Below are 19,942 nucleotides of genomic sequence, written 5' to 3'. Positions count from 1 at the left end.
ACCGCTCCTCCAAACGGGAATGACCAAGGCGTTGAGGATTCTAAAATTTTCGGTGGGGTGAGGCGCGGTTGACGTGACTAACTACGGTTACAAGCTACAGATTTGCTCGCCGCTGCGAGACCACCGCGGCACGTCCGGCCGACGAGCGTGCAGGTCGGCGGAAGGCCGGGATGTGAATCGGCATCGAAGCATGCCCCCTCCAATGTGATGTGAATCAGAGACTTATCGTGCCGATCAGCGGGGCCACGCCGATTCACACCACGGCTCAAGGCTCAATTCGCGCTTCAATAGTCTTCGCGCGCGAATTCGGAGGTCCCGCGCCGAAGCTCGCCGGCGCAGAACATATCGGCCAGCGACACCGCCAGGGTCACGTAGCCGATCCGGCCAGGCCGCGATATCCGCTCAGGCGAATTGAGAATATCGGGAAAGCTGAAAGAAGGACTCCGCTTCGTAGGACGGATCGGTGGCCAGTCGGGCAAGCCTTTGCCCGATGGCAGGCGCGAACTTCGCACCGTGGCCTGAACACGCGGAGCAGACGATTAGGCGGGAATCCGGCCAGCGATCGATGATGAATTCCTCGCCCGCATCGGGCAGGCGGTCGGCGGGCACGGTGTTGGTGTAGAGGCAGACGTCTCGATCGATGATTGGCCCGGCCGCGCCCGGGACAAGGGCCGCCAACGCATCGCCGACCGGGCGGAGTTCGGCCTCGGTGGCCTGCGGACCCCAGTCGTCGGGGCCGACCACGGGCCCGTGGTTGTGAGGCGCCGCTTTGACGCCGCGCTGTTCGAAGTCCGGAAAGCCGTAGACCACGTCGTTCGGACCTCGGTCCAGAATGAAGATCGGGAAACGACCGAGCGCCACAGTGTCAGGGCGGGTCGGCTTGAACCAGCCGACCGCCTGTCGGGTCACGTTGAGCAGCGCGCCCAGTGTCGGGAGTGCGCGACCGAGCCATGGACCCAGCGCCAGAATCGCGCGCTCGGCGAAGAACTCTTCGGTCACCGTGCGGATCGATACGCCGTCGTGGTGCGGCGTGAAGCTCGCGCGTTCCGGAATCACACGGTTGCCGGCGCGTGAGCGCATCAGTCTCATGACGACACCGGTCCGCAGTATCGCGCCACCGTCTTGTACTACGACGTCCCAGTCGTCGGGCAGGGCGAAAGCCGGAAATTCCTTGTTCGCTACGGTCGCGGTCAACATCGGATCAGGGCGCCCTTTCGCGATCGCGGCCGCGCGTGACGACGCCACCATCGCAGAGCCGGGGAGGCCTGCCTCCAAAACAGGGGTTTCCGTCAGAACCGTTTGACGGCTTTCGGCCTGCAGCCGGATCCAACCGGCATGAGCCTCGTCGCTCAGGCTGGTGTAGTTGGGGTTTTCGAAATTGAAGCGACGGAAAATTCGACATGAACCATGTGACGAGCCTCGATCCGAACCGGGTCCGACAGGGTCGAAGCCGAGCGCATCGACGCCGGCATCCAACAATGAGTTGAGCGCTGCTCCGCCCATGAGTCCTAGACCCAGCACGGCGACTTCGCATTTTCGCATGAAGGCCTCGCGAGCGATGCTACGACTCGCCGATCATCCTGATGATTTCGCGGGTTTACAAGGTCTACGGGAGGGCGATTACGTAGCGAAAGGGACCGCGGGGCGACAGCGGGCCAGATCCGAAAGTCTGAATAGGAGCCGCAGTCAACGGCGCCCGTCTCCATAGCTTTAGTTTCGGCCGCAGGAGCAGGTCGGTCGCGGCTTAGCGCGACCATGGCCACGATAACGACGGTTGCGGTTTTATAGCTTGCGGTCTGGCAATTGGCGCCGGCTTTGGCGCCTGGGCAACATTGGCCGACTGCCGTGGACGCGGCAATGGTACTTCCTGCATGACCTGTGGCTTTTCTGGGATTGCGTTCGTACCTTCAGGCATCATCTCCTTTGGTGCTGAGGCGTTCGCCGTGGCGCGGGCGAGTTGCTCCTGGTTTGCGTTGAGGCGATCGGTGAGCGTTTGACTTTCGCGGGCCATCTGGATCTGGATCCCTTTGACATCGTCGATGACACGGCTGTTACGTGCGAGTTCTTCCTGGCCTGTCTTGAGTTGGCGCGCCACATTTTCATTGTCGTGGACCAATTTCTCTTGCGTCACGTTAAGCTGTTCGACTGCTTGCCTCAAGGCAGCGAGATCGCGCGTCATCGACTGCAGCTGCTGCGTCAAGTCGGAAACCAGGGCGATTGCAGACGGCGCCGCGTCTTTCGGCGCCGCAGCATCTCGGGGGCCCCGCGTCAGGGGTGCAGGGTCCGAAGGGGCCCTCATCGCCGGTTGTGCGGAGGACGACCACCACCACCAAGCAGCAAAGGACACAGCCAACAGAGAGCAGACGAAGGCCACGTGGGGCTGTTTCGTCGGTTGATGGTTCGTTGCCGGTGCGCGAGACGTCTCCATGGTCGGCTGGACCGAGGCACCGTCTTCCGCCTTGCGCGTCAGGTGCGAAAGCTCCTCCGCGATCTGCCGTTCCGCGACGCTGTCGTCCCGCGTGGAAGCCATTTGGTGCTCCATGTGAACCCTTGACGATGGTGCTGACTTTCGTTGTTTAGCACAGTTTTAGCCTGTGCGCTCGGGCCCAGCGCTGCGCGCGAAGGCGCCGTCGGCAAATGAGTCCGATCGCCGAAAGTTCGAGGCTGATCGAGGCAGGAAAAAGCGCCTAAACTCCAGAGCGGCGTGTGCTTATGCCGATGTATGACGTCGAATGGCAGGCTCGCGTGTCTTGCAGCGGGCGCACTCAACCTCCAGCCAGGCGAGTCCGCCACTAAGCATTGATCGATCGTCGGGCAGGGCTGCGCAGGGCCCCCGTAGCATTCCATGCGGACGGACCAGGCTTCCGCCTCCGCCCGTCGGCTTCTCGAACGGCCTCCTGGGCGCGCTCGCGGGCTCCTTGCGCATCATCATCGCGCCCATAATCCGGCCGCTCCAGACTACCTCTCCACACTTTTCGCGGAGGATTCCGCAGGTGGCTTGTGAGGCTAACCGTCAGCCGGGAGCCCCACACCTCACTTCGGGTCAAGCGCGACTGAGCCTAGCGGCTCCCGCGATCTAATGTGTCAACGTGGCTCGAACCGTAGAAGTGACAAGCTCCGCGCGGAAAAAACGCAGAGCGCTTTCGCGGAAGGGGGCGAGCTACTGGTCCCTGGTTCTCGCCGCGCCGAGGATATCCACTCCTCCAAACTCTGGGCGCTAAGCTTTCGCGAAGACGTTCATTTTTCGCAAACCGTGGACGGCTCTAGAAATAAGCTACAGTAAGGAACTACGGTAACTCGGCTAAATGGCGATACGTGATGCCACTGTGGACATCCGCCTGCAAGGATTTGAACTTCTTTGTCCTGCTGGGCTCTTCCGACTTCGACGGGCATAGTGTCCTTTGGCACGCCTCGTGCCGCTCAACTGCGAATACTTTCTGCACACGCCGGTTGGTAGCTTCTAAAATCTTCCTGGCAGTCGCTCTTCGTCGTGTTCGTGCTCGGAAGGTCGATCCCCCGCGGATTTAAGAGAGCTGCCAGCCTGCACGCAGGATGCAAGTTAGATCAAGATTTCAGAGCTCGCTGGGCGTCACCGATCTCGCAATTTCGCCGACGTGAACGGGCGCGGGAGCAGTTGGATCATCGCGGCCAACCGGGCTCAGGCCATGGCATGTAAAGACGCAGCCCTGCGGGGAAAGGCATCGATGAGCTGCAGCCGCGCCCTCTCATGCTGTGACATAACGGCCGGCACGATCAAGACCTACGGGGCCGGCACGTAGGGCAGGGGGCTCCGGCTAATCGTCGAAGCACGGTCCGCATTGCAAGTTAGACGGGCAGCCGAAGCCAAAGGTCGTTGCTGGACAGCGTACCGGCCGGCGTGGCTATCTCCATATCGACGACGCAAAAGGAGCCGGGTTGATCATCATACAGGTAACGAAGATGCCAGACGGGGCCAAGTTCCGGTGTAATGGCGAAGTCATCTAAGGCACTCGCGACGTATCGAACGGCATCGCGATGTGCTATCGGCGCGGAGAACATCGTGTCCGTCAGCGTGGCGAGGCTCATACCCTCCAGGAGCATGGTTCGCGCGACTTCGTCTCCGTGGACGAGCCTGAGGACGGATACGAGGGCCGCGATAGCGTCAGGGTTCTTTAGAGACACGGCAGATTCGTTTCAGGCCAAAAGGCCGTATTGACGTAAGGGCGCGTGGGCGGCGGTCGCGTGTTTTCGCAGGGCATGGTCGTCCGCTACAACACCTCAGCACGAACCTGAGCCACGCCACGATTCGTAATCCCCAAGCTGCGCGCAGCCGCCAGCGAGAGGTCGAGGACGCGGCCACGGACCCATGGTCCGCGGTCGGTGATACGAACCACCACCGAGTTGTTCGTCTCAAGATCAATGACGCGGACTCTCGTGCCGAACGGCAGACGGCGATGCGCCGCGGTTAGTAGATTCCGATCAAACGATGAACCGCTCGCTGTCTTGCCTTTGGAATACGAATAGTAGGAGGCTTTTCCGGAAATAACTCGATTGAAAGATTGAGCGCCTGAACGATCTTTCAGGGGCTCTTGTCCGCTCGGGCGTTGCGCTTGCGGCTCCTCCTTCTTTGTCTTATCGAGTCCTTCAGGAGCGGGCTCGGCGTGAGCGTCTGGCACGATGGACCATCTATCATTGAATGTTTGCCCAACGGCTGGGGTCGCGTGAAGCCCCGTCCAAATTGAGACCGCTGCAATCACGATCATTCCAGAAAGCGGACGCATGATCGACCTCACTACAAATCACCAGACTGACAAACAATGCAAACTCGTAAGGCGCGTTCCGGCACATCGGGATTCATGTGTAGAGAGGTGATCTGATACCGATTTGAATGTGTTGCATGGCGAAGAGTGGAAGCAGTGCAACAAGCAGATGGTCCGCTGCAGCGCATTCACGAGAACCGGCGAGCCGTTCTAGAGCTCGACGCTTTGCGAAGCAGCGTCAACCTGGCCTGGCGTGCAGGCGGTTCAGTGGCGTGAATCTCTTCGCCTGATTATAGAGACGAGCAGGACATTGAACGGGCCACGGGCAGCTCGTGGGGCGAGATGCCGCGAGCCGCCTAAGAAGCTCCGCGCGTTATCCAGCCTCGCTCGCAGTGGATCGCAACCGTACACGGCTCCTCGGTGTTAATCGCCGGCAGTTTGCGTCTTTCGTGCTTCTTCAGCGAAAACTGCCTCGGAGCAATTGCTATGAACATAAATCTCCGAAACGAACTCGCGAAGCTTGGATGACATCCAAATAACGCCAGAAAATGTCGGACCTCAGCAGTTGGCTACCACTTCTCCCACAGGAATGCATGCGCGAAGGAGGCCGGTGACATAGGGACTGCTGTCAGCTGGCGCATGCGCTCTGGTTCTACTGGCGTTTAACGTGGCCGCTGTCCTCTCTCCTCACTAAAACGGTTGAGCAAAGAACCAAAGGCCGCCTCAGTTGGCGGCCTTTTTACAAGTAGGATACGCCAGTTTACGTGAACGAAACCTCTGATCAGTAGCGCCGATAGTACCGATGGGCATAAGGCCGACGAACAACGACTACGCCGCGGCGATAGGCAGGACGATAGACCGGGCGAGTTCGGACGCATCCGTGCCGGCTGCAAACCAGAGCTACCGTCTCAACGTTCGCGATGTTTGATTGTCCCAACGGAGCAACGGGCATTGCCGATGCCGTTGCAATTGAGAATGCCGCCCCACCGAGAACGGTTATTGCGGCAAGTGTAAGTTTGTATTTCATCCACGCTACTCCGGCGGAGCCCATCCCCGCTGACCAACCTTAGACGTTCCTTCCTGAACCTCGGATGACCACGCCGCAGCTTTCGCGCGCGCCCTGGCTGGCTGTATGTTTCGGCACAATTGGGCCACGCGCGAGGGGTTGTTCTCTCGATCCTATCCGCCGGGCGGCCGCGCGCTGGCTCTGCGACATGGCTTGCCAATGAAGGTCACGCTGGCGCGCCGATCACCTCGTACTCGAAGCCGACGCCCTCCCGATCGTTCTCATCAATTCAAGCCTGCGCCACCTCCTCTGTAGCGAACCACTTTCGGCGGGGGTGAGGCGCGCCATTACAGATCCTCGCGCAAGCTCATGAAGAACGGATGCCGGAGGACCTTGTGAATGCAGCGCGCGTCGCGCGGAACGGCCTCGACCCCTGCGCAAGCATGGCTCTCTGCAACCGGGGAAGGGGCGCCCCGGTCCCCATTGCGGAACGAACTCCAACCGAAACGGATATTCGGGTATTCGGGTTCGTAGGCGCCGGTTGGTTCCTAAGCCATAGGTCGATCTTGGGAGCCTCGTAAATTGTTCTAGAATACTGCGATGGCTGGCAAGAAAACCTCCGAAAGAGAGTTCCTGCCCTCCTAAACCAACAGGCGAGGTGGAGGCGCGGCAGGTTGTCCAAGAGCAAGTCTCGATCACCAGCCGGCGCTCGTCAAAGGTTCGAAAGTAAGATGAAACGAAGGCCGCCACAGTTGGCGGAGTCGTATTGTAGCTTCCGGCACTTGGGAATGCCATGCGGTACGTTGCGTATGTGGTCGATTTATCCGGCGTTGCTCGGGCGGTTTATCAAATTGACAGTCCGACGGATGAAGACGCCAGAACGCGAGCAGAGAAATTTCTCGATACGTACCCCGCCGTAGAGGTGTGGGATGGTCCTCGCAGAATTGCCCGGCTGGTGCGTGAGAGCTCGGGCTGACCGGTCGAGAAACGCGAGAGCTACGCCGGGTTGGTTCGGATCTGCTTACGATCATGAATTGACATTTCGCCGCGGCTCGTGGCTTCCAAAATCTTCATGGCGCGCAGGAACGAGCGGTTCGACTTTAATTGTTGCCCAAGCAACCGTCCAGGTGCGGGATCCTCGTGGCATTAACATCGACGCGCGTGTTATGACGACTGTTCAAACGGCCTTGCTCATTGCGGCCGCAGTGCCACGCTCTGCACTAGATCGTGGGCGGTAATCGACACATCAAGCATCAGAGGGCACGGCGGATGTAACCGGCTCGACGATCTTAAGGGCCCGACGTGGAATGCGTCGGGGCCTTTTGTTAGGGCTCCATCTACACCGGCAGCCGCTCAGGGGCGCGAAGCGGAAATTATATCGCTCGATCCGAGCGTTGCCGGTGGTCACCCCGGAGCAGACTTGACAAGTCGGACGAGTGCAAGGCTCTCTCTCTCTCTCTCTCTCTCTCTCTCTGCGAGTTAATCAGATAGCGTCGCAACGTCTGGCCGTGAGGGTTGACGATATTGGACCGCGATCGCTGTTAACCTTGGCCGCTTTTCGGCCAAATTGTTGTTTGTTGCTTGGTACTCGGGGCAGGACCTCATTTTGGAGCCCTGCAATGTTCAAGCAAGTATTTTCTGCGTGTCTCTTCGTTGTCCTCAGCTCGATCTGTTCGGAAGCAAGACCCGGCCGCATCGGCCACGCGCCCGAATGCAACGTGATCATGCCATGTGACTTCTCGTCCGCGCAGACGCGCGGCGAACGAATTTCGCAATATTCACTGCAGGCGTATCGTCCCAAACAACTCGTAACCGCAGCCAACAGCTTGGCGATGAGTGTCCCTGCTGAGAGCCGGATCGCCGGGGGTCGGCCGCCCGGCTGCCCGGCGGCATTCTGTGGTTGTGGCGCAGCGCTGCGCGTGTTTGGTCGTGTGGTGCCTGAACTAAACCTCGCAGCCAACTGGCTACGCTTTCCGCGTACGTCGCCGTCGCCCGGAATGGTCGCGGCACGCCGTGGGCACGTCTTCGTACTAGAACAGCATCTCAGAGGCGACATTTGGATGGCGTATGACGCCAACTCAGGCGGACACGCGACAAGGATGCACGCGCGATCGTTGCGCGGCTATACAGTTGTCAATCCACACGTTGCGGCCTGAAAGAGCGCGCGCCAGTTGGTGTACCGGTTTGTCGCTACCCGAACGTCAGCGCGTGTGCCCACGACCGCCGCCTGTGGCGCACTGGAAGGGACGGCCCCCGACCGCCAGCCCCCCGTGTTGGTCGGGGCCGATTTTCGTCTGGTGCCCAACGCTCTGACACCATCTGACGAGAACCAGCCGGTTGGTTTTCCGGTTTTTTACAGAGTGGCGTTATGTCGCGTGCGATTGCCACCGTTCAAATTCGACTGGGGCGCCGCTACGCGCTTCCAAGTGGTTCGCAGCGTCATACCGTTTGGAGTTCAGGGATTGTCGAATTTTAGTTCGTCTGAGTTTAGCAAAGTAATCGTTCTTTTCTGATTGGGAATGGCGGCGACGTTCGCGGAGGTGCTGGCTGCAAGGTTGACCATCATACCTTTTGTATTTTCGTCAACCGAGTATGTGCCGTAATAGGCAAATGCTTGACGCCACGATACTTTGCGCCTCCTCGGGCGTCGCCTTGGCTCGGTCATTAGCCGCAATCTTTGGAATTTCCGCGCGCGAGTGGAAAAGCGAGAAATGGCCATCATCTGAGAAAATCATCACGCCCTTTGGGGAAGGACCGAAGGGTTCGCCTATTTGGCCGTCGTCCATTTCACTGGTAACAGCGACTAGCGTCCACGCACCAACAAGCTGTTCCTTAGCCGACTTCTCTTGCGCGAATGCTGCGCCCGACAGGGCAAGCCCAAGCCCGATAGCAACAATGGCTTTGTTCATTATGTCCTCCACCACAAAATTTAATTGTTCAACTACGGTCACGTGAGATCAAGGTCGGCGTGAGCTTCGGGGTCAAAATCGGCGATGAAAACCCACACGATGCCATTCCGATCTAACCTGGACAGCGGGCCCACCCACAGACACAGACTAGCCGCAGTACCCACGTGCCAACCGCCAACCCAGCAGGAATGCCGGCTGATCTCCTACCCAGATGTGTGTCTCGGGATCATCGACCTGCGGCGGAGAGCGGGTCGGCCCACCCGTAAATTTCCCAAGTGCCGCGCCTGCCCCTGATCTGGTACGACGGCCCCAGCTCACCGGAATGAGGCGCATTCGGCCAAATGGATGATCTCGCAATGCTTCTCGCCGAGCTGGAGCGGTGCAAGGCAGAGTTCGAGCACCTGCAAACGGAGCTGAATTCCCCAAGGGGCGCCGGCCCAGTACAGCCAACAACGCTCCAAGATCTGGCGCGCCGGATGAGCGAGATCGCGGCCCGTCTTGAAGCTGCAACGCGCGCGATCTCAAAGGGACCTGCCAGCGGAATACATTGAGCAGTTCCGTAGCGCCCTAGCGAGCCGGCCATCTCCGGTTTGAAGCCAGAACGGACTTGTCCACTTCGCGGAGTACATGGTCTAGTTCGCCATTGGCCGTTGCTCAAGCAGCGCAACTCTCCGGCTTGCGCAGGATCAAAACGGACAGCCCCGTTCTCACTAGCCTCACACCTAGCCGAACAACCTGCGGTTCAGTCTGCTGAGGTTATGGGCGCCCAATTGACCTACCCCGATGGAGCGCCGCGCCTGTTACGCCAGTACTCTCGCAATGGCATCCCGCAAGGTTTGCCGTGCGAACGGCTTGCGCAAATAGGCGACGCACCCGGCGTCCACCGCCTCAGGGCCTCGGTCAGATGCAGCTGGAACGCGCGCAGCTCTTCCGCCGTCGCACTGTCGGGGGGAGGGCTGAGGAAAACCCTAAGCCTCTTGACGGCGCGGATGTACTCGCGTTGCGTATCGGGTACGAACCTGCGCATGTTCATGTCGTCGAGCATGCGTTGGCGCAGCGGGCTGATGGGCTTCTCGCTCATTGGGGGCTCCTGTCTTGAGGTTGGAGTGCTTGACCCCTCGATCCTGCAGACGGAGCGCCCGCCCGTCACCTGTGCTCGTTCAAACGGTTACAGCGGTAGACGTGATCGGCGGACCGCGCCGCCAGCCCTCCCGCGAGAGCGGGTTCGTTCTTTGACCCGAAGCCGAAGTTATCAGTCAGCCTTTCATGCCATCCAGACCGGGATAATCTTTGTAAATGTTTTCCTGAAGCACGGAGTCTATTCCGAGAGATGATATCGCCGACCGATGCCCTCAATCTCAGAAACTCATCTACTGGAGATTCTTGGGCGAGCGTGAGCGCCAGGGATAACTCTCCATGACCCGATCTACGTGCTGTTTAAATCGTGTGGCTGATTTCGCGTCCATAGACCATCTCGCGGCAACAGGGCCTGCCTAGTAAGAGGCCCCTCCAAATATCTAGAGCGCTACTCTACCGCTTGGCCCAAATGCGAAGTGCACGACGTCCGCTATTTGAGTCGCTATCGGGGGAAAAGAGGACGTCGCACACAATCCGCGGGTCTTACTGTGCTAGAAATCCGAATGCGACAACCAGTGCCACCATGCTCGAGAAAATCAGCAGTGCCGGAAGGGATTTTCGGGTCATTGGCCTCGTCGAATGGCGCGCAGCCGATTGGCCGGGTTGAGGTGTAGGCGGTCTCTAGGACCGCACGACGTTGCCCTCTCTCGTTGGCGTTGCCCGTGGAGAGACGTCCACCGGCCTGCGACCGTATGGCCGGGTTCACTCAAACATCAGTGTTGAATTGTTCTGCAATTGAGAGTTGAATGTTTGTATTTGAGAACGGGGGTTAATTTGCTGCAGCTAGAGGCACATCTCGGTATATCCGATGTGCTTCGTTTGATTGAAGAAAAGCTGGGAGCAGGTGTCTGGCGCTGTGATGCAGCCGGCCAGATGCAATGGTCGCGTGGCTTTTTTAGGCTGCTCGGATTGGATCCGCATGCGGTGTCGCCGTCATACACCGAAATCCAACGAAGGATTCATCCGGACGATCGCGGTCCGACTCGCGGTCCCAGCGAGTTGATGATAGATCGGACGTTGCTCGACGGTGAATTTCGCATCATTCGGCCCAATGGCGCTTTGCGCTGGATTAACTGCCATACCGAAGTGCTACTGAATAGCGCAGGTGAGCCGGAATGTATTTTGGGGATCGCTCTCGACATTACAGCGCAACGTCGGTTGGTCCAGACGCTGCGAAGTGACGCCGAGCGCTACAGCGCTTTGACCCAGGTGGTAGGCGGTCTGCTGTGGATCGGTAGTTCCGACGGTCGAATCACGGCACTGCCGAATGGCGAGAAGACACCAGAGGCGCATCGGTTGCTTGGCAAAGGCTGGGCTGATCTTCTTCACGAAGACGAGCGTGAGGCGGCCTTGAGAAGCTGGACGGCCTCGGTCGAGACCGGACGGCGGTACAGCGTCGAGCATCGCCTGCGAGAGCCCGACAATACATATCGGTGGTATCATTGTACGGCCGTGCCTGTCACCAATGCGGACGGCAGCATCCAGGAATGGATGGGTCTCTCCATTGACGTGCATCAGGAAAAGCTCTCCGTTCAACACGCGGCAACATCGCAGCTTACGGGCGCGCAACTGCGCGCAGCCCGCGGCATCCTAAATTGGTCTGTGAAACAATTGGCCGCGCGAACGGGGATTTCGTCCGCCATCATTCGTCGGCTTGAAGAGTACGATGATGCTCCCCCAATGTCGGACGAGACGACGGAGATTCTTCGTCGCGTCTTTTCGGATGCGGGAATCGAGTTCTTGTTCCCGTCTGTCGGCGAGCCTGCAGTTCGGCCGCGACGATGATTTGAGACAAGTTGTCGCAAGCTGGCTATCTCACTTTCCATAGGTAGCTTTGGAAGGACCGTCTTGGGGCTCAGTTTTTGGGTTGCTCGCGCATTTCGCGGCCGGGCGAACCAAAAATTTGCGAAATGCGCCGAGCTAATTTCGTCATACGCGCTGAAGCAGCAATTTTTGCGCGCGTGAGGAAAATCAGGGTCGATTTCTTCTTAACCAACTCGCAGCCAATTGTCTTCACCATGGTCTGCACGCTCAAGTAGGGACGGGAAACCTGAGCTACTGTTTTATTATCGAGTGACCCCACGAGGGATCTTTTTGCCATCTGACCTAAAAGCCGCCGTCGGTTGCGGCGACTAAGCGCGTCACATCCAAATCCATTCTTGCCAATCTTTTTAAGAGTCCAATGACCCGCGGAGTGTTGCCATGCCCTTCAAACTCAAACTTCGGATTCGTGGCCGGCTGATTTCGGGATTTCTTTCCGTATGCGCGATCATCGCGCTTTCAGTCGGATACACCGTGTTTGCGGTCGGCGGGATTTCCACGACCGTCGATCGCATGGTGAACCTGCGGACACCCGTCGCGCTCGCGAGCACAGAGCTGGTCGGCAATCTCTATTCCACACTGGCGACATTGCGTGGCTATCTCTTGACCGGAAATCCGCAAGGCAAGCTAGATCGGGCCGCGATGTGGAAGGAAATGGATGCCACAGTTGCCGGCTTCGATGAGAAGGCGGTACATTTTACCAACCCGGAGAACAGCCGAAAATGGGCCGAGGCCAAGGCGCTGCTCGCAGAGTTCCGAGCTGCCCAAGACAAAGCCGAAGCCGTCGCGTTCACTTCCGATGCATATCCAGCGACAAAGCTACTTGTGACCGAAGCCGGTCCGCGCACCGAAACAATGTTTTCCGAGATCACCAAGATGATCAACGAGGAGGAGGGCCAGGAGGCGACGGCGGAGCGTAAGAGATTGCTGAAAGCAATGGCGGACACGCGCGGCAATTTTGCCGCTGCCACCGCTCAACTTCGCATGTACCTCCTGTCGGGCGAAAAGAACGACAAGGAGAAATTCTTCAAGCCGTGGGAGCTCTTTGAAAAAGGCTATACCGCCGTGAGTGCGAAGAAGGACCTGCTTACGCCGTCTCAGCTGCTCTCGTTCGAGAAGATCACGAAGGCGCGGGGCGAATTTGTTCTCCTTTACGAGAAGATGTTCGCGTTCCGGGAGTCAGCGGACTGGAATGCACCCGTGCATATTCTCATAACGGAAGCGGCGCCGCGCGCGGTGAAGATTCTCGATCTGCTCGACGGGCCGAAGGGCGCCGACGGCACCCGCTCTGGAGGCATCAAGACGAACCAGAACAGCATGCTTGCCGAGGAAAGCCATCAGGTGCAGACGAGCATATCCTTCCTGAGGCTGGTCCTGTGGGGCTTGCTTGCGGCAGGACTGGGCCTCGGGGCCGCCATTGCGCTGCTGACCGCTCGCGCGATCGCCCTCCCGATCCAGGGGATGACCGCCGCCATGGGCAGGCTCGCGAGCGGCGATACGTCGACCTCGATCCCAGGTGTCGGCCGCGCTGACGAGGTCGGCGAGATGGCCGAGGCGGTTCAGGTCTTCAAAGACAATATGTTCGAAACCGACCGGCTGCGGGCCGAACAGGCGCAATCAGAGGCCCGTGCGGCCGCCCAGCGCAAGACGGACATGCACCAGCTCGCTGGACGCTTTGAGGATGCGGTCGGAGAAATCATCCAGACGCTCTCATCATCCTCGACCGAGCTCGAAGCGGCGGCCAAGACCCTGAGCAGGACAGCCGAGAGCACCCAGCAGCGCTCTAGCATGGTCGTTGCGGCTTCCGAGGAAGCCTCGAGCAACGTTCAATCGGTTGCCTGCGCCACCGAAGAGATGAGCTCATCAGTCATCGAAATCAGCCGCCAAGTGCAGGACGCAGCCAGGATTGCCGGCGCAGCGGTGGATCAGGCACAGAAAACCAACGATCGCGTCAACAAGCTGTCACAGGCGGCAACTCGTATCGGCGACGTGGTCGAACTGATCAATACGATCGCGGGGCAGACCAACCTTTTGGCGCTGAACGCAACGATCGAAGCGGCGCGGGCCGGCGAGGCCGGACGCGGCTTCGCTGTCGTTGCCTCCGAAGTCAAGGCGCTCGCCGAACAGACTGCCAAGGCGACTGGGGAGATCAGCCACCAGATCGCCGATATACAGGCCGCCACCCAGGATTCCGTCGTCGCGATCAAGGAAATCAGCGGCACGATCGGTCGGATCTCAGAAATCTCTTCCGCCATTGCAGCCGCGGTGGAAGAACAGGGAATGGCTACGCAGGAGATATCGCGCAACGTCCAACAGGCCGCGCAAGGTACCCACGAGGTCGCCTCCAACATCACGGAGGTGCAGCAAGGGGCCACGGAAACCGGCTCTGCCTCTAGTCAGGTGCTTGCCTCGGCGCAAACGCTGTCGAACGACAGCGCGCGGCTAAAGACAGAGGTCGAGAAGTTCCTGATCACTGTGCGCGCAGCTTGAGGTGCTTCCATGACAAGTACCTCAACATCAGCGAGTCACGCTGGAAGTGTCCCAGCGAGGATCCGTGATGGAGCGTCCGAGCCGGTGGCTGCCAACATCATCCCGCTGCCATTTAGTCGAGAGCGATACCTGATCGTCCAGACCAGAACGGACTAAGTTGCTGCGACGGAAGGTCAATGTCGTTATCGAATGTCTTAGAGTTCTCAATGGCCTGCTTGAAGATGTGGATAACGGATCGATACGTGAGGAATTTCAGTCTCGGGTAGCGCGGCTGAACGAGCTGCTCGTGCTTCGGCTTGATCAGCTATCCGCCGCGGATCGCTTGCTGCAGGAGATGCTCCCTTATGCCTGACACGGGACGGATTGTACTGCAGCGCGTACGTTCGTCCTTCAATACTTCGAAGCAGGTGTCGGTGACCACGCAGCCACATCTTGTCCCGTCGCGCGGAATCGGCCGCACGACCGCTCTGACCCGTTACAGCAATAGCGGCGACGCGAGCGATCGATTAGCTAATGCGACGGTAGGTCCCGCGGTCGCGATATCTCCCTTCACCAATGCAAGCGGTGTGACCGATGTGCAACGAGCGCGTAGCTTCACCACAGCTATGTCGGCAACCGAACAATCCGGCTCACGAGTACGCGGTAGCATCCGCGCGACCAATTACTGAGGGCCTGCGGATGAACTTTTCAAGCTCGGAAGATCAGACGTTATTGTCTCTTTGGGAAAGTGTGCGGCGGCAAGTGTTGGCTGATCGCGCGAATGGCGGCCGCTCCCGCATTGTTGGTGACAATCTTCGCAACTATGCTGAGTTGCTCCGTTCGGAAATGGATCGGCGTGAGCTCAAGTACACCTCGATCAATTCAACTGAATGAAGAGGATGCTGCCGGGGGCACTCTAAAATGAGAGACATCCGTGAGCAGTTGGACAGACTCCGCAACGATGCCGCCGACTGCAAATCGATCAGCGATCTAGCCACTGATCTGCGAAAACGAGAATTGTTCGCGAGGCTTGCCGATCATCTGAGCGCGTTGGCTTCAGAGGTCGAACGCGCTACGGCTGTGACAGTCTCTGGCACCCCACCAGAGCTATCACCGCAACATCGGCAATGTTGGGATGCTGCAGCAGGCAGGTTTCGACCTCGGCCGGGTAAATATTCTCTCCGCCGCGGGATGTCCTCGAGGCGGCCCGTGACACGCAAGTAGCTGCGCTTATCCAGCGTCCCGAGGTCGCCCGTGCGCAGCCATCCGTCAGCCGTGATGGCCGGACGCGCATTCTCCGGCGCGTCGAGATAGCCGATTGTGGGTCTGATATCCACGGACTTGAATTACGCCCTAAGTGCCGGTCGGCAAAATACGAAGATCCATCGGATCCGCAACGCGCACTTCCGACGTTCCAGAGCGCTTTCCCGCGGTCCGGACGAACTCAGTCTCCGGATGTCGACGCTCGTCTGCGCGACAATCGGGCTGAGCTCGGTCTGACCGAAGACAGTAAGGACCGGAAGGTCGAGCGCTACCCTCACGCGGCGATGGATCTCGGGAGAGACCAGTGCACCTCAGACAACGCGACGTGCAGCGACGATCCCGACCGTCTCAGGCGTGCCCGCCGGACTTACCGCGCTGTGCCTCGGTGCCGCGATGGCATTCTGATAATTTCGTTAAGCCAACGCTCGGAGCCGCGGCCCTTCCAGCATCAGTGCCACGTCGCAGGCAGGCCGCGGCTTGCTGAACAGATAGCCCTGTGCCTGGGTGCAGCCCTCGCGCCGGAGCAACTCGAGCTGCGCGTCGTTCTCGACCCCTTCCGCGGTCGTGACGATGCCGAGGCTGCGGCCGAGGCCGGTCACGGCGCGGATGATCGCCATGGAATCGGCGCGGGTTGCCAGCTCGGAGACGAAAGAGCGGTCGATCTTGATCTTGTCGAAGGGGAAGCTGCGCAAATAGCTTAGCGACGAATAGCCGGTGCCGAAATCGTCGAGCGAGATACCCACGCCCATGGCGCGCAGCTCATGCAACGTGGTCAGCGTCGCCTCACCGTTTTGCAGCAGCACGGATTCAGTGATCTCCAGCTCGAGACGACGGGCTTCCAGTCCCGCCTCCTCCAGCGCCGCGGTCACGGATGCGATTAGGTTCGGACTCTTGAACTGCACCGGCGACAAATTGACGGCGACGTCAATATCGTCGGGCCAGGTCGCCGCGTCGGCGCAGGCGCTGCGCAGCACGAACTCGCCGAGCTGGATGATGAGACCTGTCTCCTCCGCCAATGGAATGAAGTTGATCGGCGCGATCAGGCCACGCTGCGGATGTGACCAGCGCAGCAACGCCTCGAAGGCGACGACGCGGTTGGTGGCGACGTCGCGGATCGGCTGGTAGTGCACCTCGAATTCGTTCCGTTGCAGCGCCGCGCGCAGATCCATTTCCAGCAGCCGCCGCGCCTGCGCGCGCGCATCCATGCCGGTCTCGAAGAAGCGATAGGTGCCGCGACCGTCCGCCTTGGCGCGGTACAGCGCAAGGTCTGCATTCTTCAACAGCTCGTCCGGATGGCTGCCGTCCTGCGGCGACAGCGAGATGCCGATCGAGACGCCGATCACGATCTGATGGTGGTCGATCTCGTAGGGCGCCGAGATCGCCTCGACGAGACGGCCGGCCAGGAACCTTGCAGCGGTTTCCTCGGAGCGCCCGATCAGGACCACGGCGAACTCGTCGCCGCCAAGCCGGGCCACGGTGTCGCTCTCGCCGACGGTCGCCTCCAATCTGCGCCCGACCTCCTTCAGCAAGGCATCACCGATGGGATGGCGGAGCGAGTCATTGATGTCCTTGAAGTGGTCAAGATCGAGGCAGAGAACGGCGAGTTGGTCGCCTGAATTGGTCCGGCGCAGCCCATGCTCGAGCTGCTCGTGGAATAGGATGCGGTTGGGCAGGCCGGTCAGCGCGTCGTGGCGGGCCATATGGGAGATCCTCGCCTGCGCCTCCAGCCACTCGGTGATGTCCTCGAAGGTCGCGACCCAGCCGCCACCCTGCATCGGCTGGTTGACGACCCGGATGGAGCGGCCGAACCTGGTCACGATGTCGGTCGTGGTGCGGCTCTCGCGCGCGTCGGCGACGAGGCGGGCGAAGAATTCGCCAGCATCGCCTTGCCACTGGCCCTTGGCCTGCTCCTCCCGCAGCACGTCGACCAGCAGCCGGCCGGTGAGCAGGATGTCGGTGCGGCCGAGCATCGCGGCATAACGCTCGTTGAACAGGATGATCTTGCCGTCCGCGTCGAACATGCAGAGCCCCTGCGACATGTTCTCGAGCGCCGTGTCCAGCACCCTCTGCTGGCGGCCCAATTCCCCCTTGGCCCGCCGATCGAGCAGCGCGGCGACCAATGCGATCACGATGATCGCAGCCGCAGCACTCGCGGTCAGAACCGACAGCGACGTCGGCGGGATCGACAGGCCGCTGATCGGCAGCGTCGGATCCGGCGTCAGCTGCACCGCGCCCATCGCCGTAAAATGATGCGAGACGATGGCGACCGTCAGCAGCACCGCAGCACCGAGCGTGCCGGACAAGTTGTCTCGCCGTTCAGCGACATGGAGCGCGAATGCGCCGAAAACCACCCCGAGCAGGATCGAAGCGGCCACCGTGCCCGTCGCCCAGCTGACGCGCGCAGGGATCTCGAGCGCCATCATGCCGGTATAGTGCATCGCCGCCACACCGCCGCCGACGATCGCCCCGCCAAGAGCGACGAGGCCCGGTCGCATGGTCGAGACCGCAACGCTCAAGCCAACAAAGGTGATGGCGATGGCGAAGATTAGCGACAACAGCGTCACCGGAACATTATAGGCGCCGCTGGCGCCCGGTCCGTAGGCCAGCATCGCGATGAAATGCGTCGCCCAGATGCCGCAGCCGGCAACGACTGCATCGAGCGCCAGCCACACCAGGCGGCCCGATCCTTGCGTCGCGCGCGCCCGGTGAAACAGGCTGATCGCAGCCGTACTTGCGAGCAGGCAGAGCGCGCCCCCAAGCGCGACCAGTGGCCAATCGTGTTCATCGGTCAGACAGTAGAGCACTTGATACATCAGCATCCCCCAAGGCCTGCGATCACCAGAGCGGGGAAGTGGTGGATTTTAGGTAACGAAGGAGGACCGGCTTGCCGGATGGTGAACAGAGGCTTCCAGAATCAACCATTCGTTGTCAGTCGAACGACATTCGTCAAACTTCTTTCAACGGGCGATGGGCTTTGCCTGGACAATCAATCTTGACGCGCAAGCAGCAGCGCCGGTTTGCAGAGGGGACGGCGCATCATTGTTACGAGCAGGCTCTCGTCCATGGTGCCTCGCAAATAGAACGGCCTCCGCGGAGCAACGCGACGACCGCTGCTGGGTTGCCTAGAGCTGACAAGGGCGTTTCCAACCTCCACCCGAGGGGTGAAACGAACTGGATATTTCGGGTTATATTCGTCGCGCTCCGCCGAAGGGCGACAACATTTGGGATGTTGCCGAGAGGGCGCGGACGAATGGCAGAGTGCCGAAGGTACGCCGCAGAGAGTAACGCCACCTCAGTTGCCGGGCTCCTGCGCGATGGCGGAGAGTGCCCCGGCTTCAGCTTGGCTCTGAGGCGGATGGCCGGAGCCGCCTCCGCCGGCTCGGCGGCGGGCCGGCACGGATTAGCTTTCTGCTGATTTTCCATGTTCCCGTAGTACGTGAGATATTGCATACTTTTCCCGATTTGAGACTGCTGCTTTTCCCTTGAGGCTTTTGCAATGTCGAACAGAATAATCGAAGATGATCTGGAGATGCTGCGCCTGATCAAGGCATTCCAGAAAATAACTGACCAGGACACCCGGCGAATGATCCTTCTCTACGTCGAGGAGCAGCTCGAAAAGCGCCAAGCGAAGGTACCGGAAAGCCCTTCGCGCTAACGCGCCAGGCGCCGAAGTCGCGGCCTTTCGAGAACACGTCTCCAGTGCCGATGGCAGCCACCATCGCGCTCGAGATGATCGGGCCAATGCCGGGCACCGTCATCAGTCGCTCGCAGCTTTTGTCTTGACGGGGCAATGCTTCGATCTCGCTGGAGAGGTCCTCGATACGCTCATCCAGCCGGCGCCAGTCGCCCGCCAGATCCTCAATGATGCGCAACATGCGAGGCGAGAGCACATCGGTGCGCGTCGCGAGGATACTCGGCAACTCGGACCGCAGGGAGCGCAGGCCTTGCCGCACGGCGATGCCCCGCTCCAGCAGGAACGCACGGATCTGATTGATGACGCCGGTGCGCTGACCGACTAATCGCTCGCGCACGCGGTGCAGCGCATGCAGGTCGAGCTGGTCGGCGGTCTTGGTTGCGGCGAACTTCATGATCGGGCGTTGGACCGCCTCGGCGATGGCTTCCGCATCTCGGAAGTCGTTCTTCTGTCCGTTCGAATAGGGGCGCACGTATTTCGCCGGCATCAAGCGGGCGTCGTGGCCAAGCGTTTGCAGCTTTGCGACTGAGGTGATGCGCGCCGACGCAGGCCTCCAAGCCGATCAAGCACGGCGGCAGGTTGGCGAGCCGGGTTTCCACCTGGCCGCGCGACCACTTCTGCCGCAGCACGATGCCGCCGCGCTGATTCTGGCCAATGATGTGGAACGAGTTCTTGCCGATATCGATGCCGATGACGGCGGGCGAAGCGTCGAGTTTCTGAGACATGGCGTGCTCCTTGTCTTGGGCGCCCTTGCCAGCTTCTCGTACCGCCAGGGCCGCAGCACGGCCGGACCATTCCATTCTGATGTCCCCAGTCAAGCACACAGCGCACGGTTTCTCATCTCCACGAGGACTCATCGTGAAGTTCTTGTGCCGATGGATCGTGCAGAGGAGAAGGCGGGACT

General features: G+C 60.1%; 12 protein-coding genes and 1 pseudogene. 4 read left to right on the top strand and 9 right to left on the bottom strand.

Annotated elements, in window-relative coordinates:
* Nucleotides 1-402: 402 nt before the first annotated feature.
* From ACFQX9_RS11990 to ACFQX9_RS11975, 4 genes are all read right to left on the bottom strand, one after another.
* Nucleotides 403-1,542, bottom strand: a complete 1,140-nt coding sequence (locus tag ACFQX9_RS11990; protein WP_083926610.1) for an FAD-dependent oxidoreductase — start codon at nt 1,540-1,542, stop codon at nt 403-405.
* Nucleotides 1,543-1,744: 202 nt separating this feature from the next.
* Complete coding sequence (locus ACFQX9_RS11985) at nt 1,745-2,530, bottom strand: hypothetical protein (RefSeq protein ID WP_026234034.1); 786 nt, start codon at nt 2,528-2,530, stop codon at nt 1,745-1,747.
* Nucleotides 2,531-3,825: 1,295 nt separating this feature from the next.
* On the bottom strand, nt 3,826-4,065 hold the full coding sequence (locus tag ACFQX9_RS11980) for a hypothetical protein (RefSeq protein WP_210350904.1): 240 nt from the start codon (nt 4,063-4,065) through the stop codon (nt 3,826-3,828).
* A 182-nt stretch (nt 4,066-4,247) separates the two neighbouring features.
* Nucleotides 4,248-4,760, bottom strand: coding sequence for a septal ring lytic transglycosylase RlpA family protein (locus tag ACFQX9_RS11975; RefSeq protein WP_085383586.1), 513 nt, complete (start codon nt 4,758-4,760; stop codon nt 4,248-4,250).
* Nucleotides 4,761-7,364: 2,604 nt separating this feature from the next.
* On the opposite strand from ACFQX9_RS11975, the gene ACFQX9_RS11970 reads away from it, so the two are divergent.
* Nucleotides 7,365-7,901 (top strand): hypothetical protein, encoded by a 537-nt coding sequence (locus tag ACFQX9_RS11970; RefSeq protein WP_377788654.1) that lies wholly within the window; start codon nt 7,365-7,367, stop codon nt 7,899-7,901.
* Nucleotides 7,902-8,327: 426 nt separating this feature from the next.
* Here the strand turns inward: ACFQX9_RS11970 and ACFQX9_RS11965 are convergent, their stop codons facing one another.
* Together ACFQX9_RS11965 and ACFQX9_RS11960 are read right to left on the bottom strand one after the other, a co-directional pair.
* On the bottom strand, nt 8,328-8,654 hold the full coding sequence (locus ACFQX9_RS11965; RefSeq protein ID WP_204511998.1) for a lipocalin-like domain-containing protein: 327 nt from the start codon (nt 8,652-8,654) through the stop codon (nt 8,328-8,330).
* Nucleotides 8,655-9,429: 775 nt separating this feature from the next.
* On the bottom strand, nt 9,430-9,735 hold the full coding sequence (locus ACFQX9_RS11960; RefSeq protein ID WP_018460443.1) for a phage integrase N-terminal SAM-like domain-containing protein: 306 nt from the start codon (nt 9,733-9,735) through the stop codon (nt 9,430-9,432).
* 830 nt (nt 9,736-10,565) lie between these two features.
* Here ACFQX9_RS11960 and ACFQX9_RS11955 point away from each other — a divergent pair.
* Nucleotides 10,566-11,576 (top strand): PAS domain-containing protein, encoded by a 1,011-nt coding sequence (locus ACFQX9_RS11955; protein ID WP_039801407.1) that lies wholly within the window; start codon nt 10,566-10,568, stop codon nt 11,574-11,576.
* A 70-nt stretch (nt 11,577-11,646) separates the two neighbouring features.
* On the opposite strand, the gene ACFQX9_RS11950 is transcribed toward ACFQX9_RS11955, so the two are convergent.
* Nucleotides 11,647-11,874, bottom strand: a complete 228-nt coding sequence (locus ACFQX9_RS11950; RefSeq protein WP_143273025.1) for a hypothetical protein — start codon at nt 11,872-11,874, stop codon at nt 11,647-11,649.
* A gap of 119 nt (nt 11,875-11,993) precedes the next feature.
* On the opposite strand from ACFQX9_RS11950, the gene ACFQX9_RS11945 reads away from it, so the two are divergent.
* Nucleotides 11,994-14,102, top strand: coding sequence for a methyl-accepting chemotaxis protein (locus tag ACFQX9_RS11945; protein WP_085360752.1), 2,109 nt, complete (start codon nt 11,994-11,996; stop codon nt 14,100-14,102).
* A gap of 678 nt (nt 14,103-14,780) precedes the next feature.
* On the top strand, nt 14,781-14,975 hold the full coding sequence (locus ACFQX9_RS11940; protein WP_377788651.1) for a hypothetical protein: 195 nt from the start codon (nt 14,781-14,783) through the stop codon (nt 14,973-14,975).
* A 782-nt stretch (nt 14,976-15,757) separates the two neighbouring features.
* On the opposite strand, the gene ACFQX9_RS11935 is transcribed toward ACFQX9_RS11940, so the two are convergent.
* Together ACFQX9_RS11935 and ACFQX9_RS11930 are read right to left on the bottom strand one after the other, a co-directional pair.
* On the bottom strand, nt 15,758-18,157 hold the full coding sequence (locus ACFQX9_RS11935) for an EAL domain-containing protein (protein WP_377789023.1): 2,400 nt from the start codon (nt 18,155-18,157) through the stop codon (nt 15,758-15,760).
* 846 nt (nt 18,158-19,003) lie between these two features.
* Nucleotides 19,004-19,763: pseudogene (locus tag ACFQX9_RS11930) on the bottom strand (IS110 family transposase); the annotation flags it as partial.
* Nucleotides 19,764-19,942 lie beyond the last annotated feature (179 nt).

The sequence above is a fragment of the Bradyrhizobium sp. GCM10028915 genome, assembly GCF_042666195.1.
GTDB lineage: Bacteria > Pseudomonadota > Alphaproteobacteria > Rhizobiales > Xanthobacteraceae > Bradyrhizobium > Bradyrhizobium canariense_D.
This window is presented reverse-complemented; position numbering and strand designations above follow the sequence as displayed.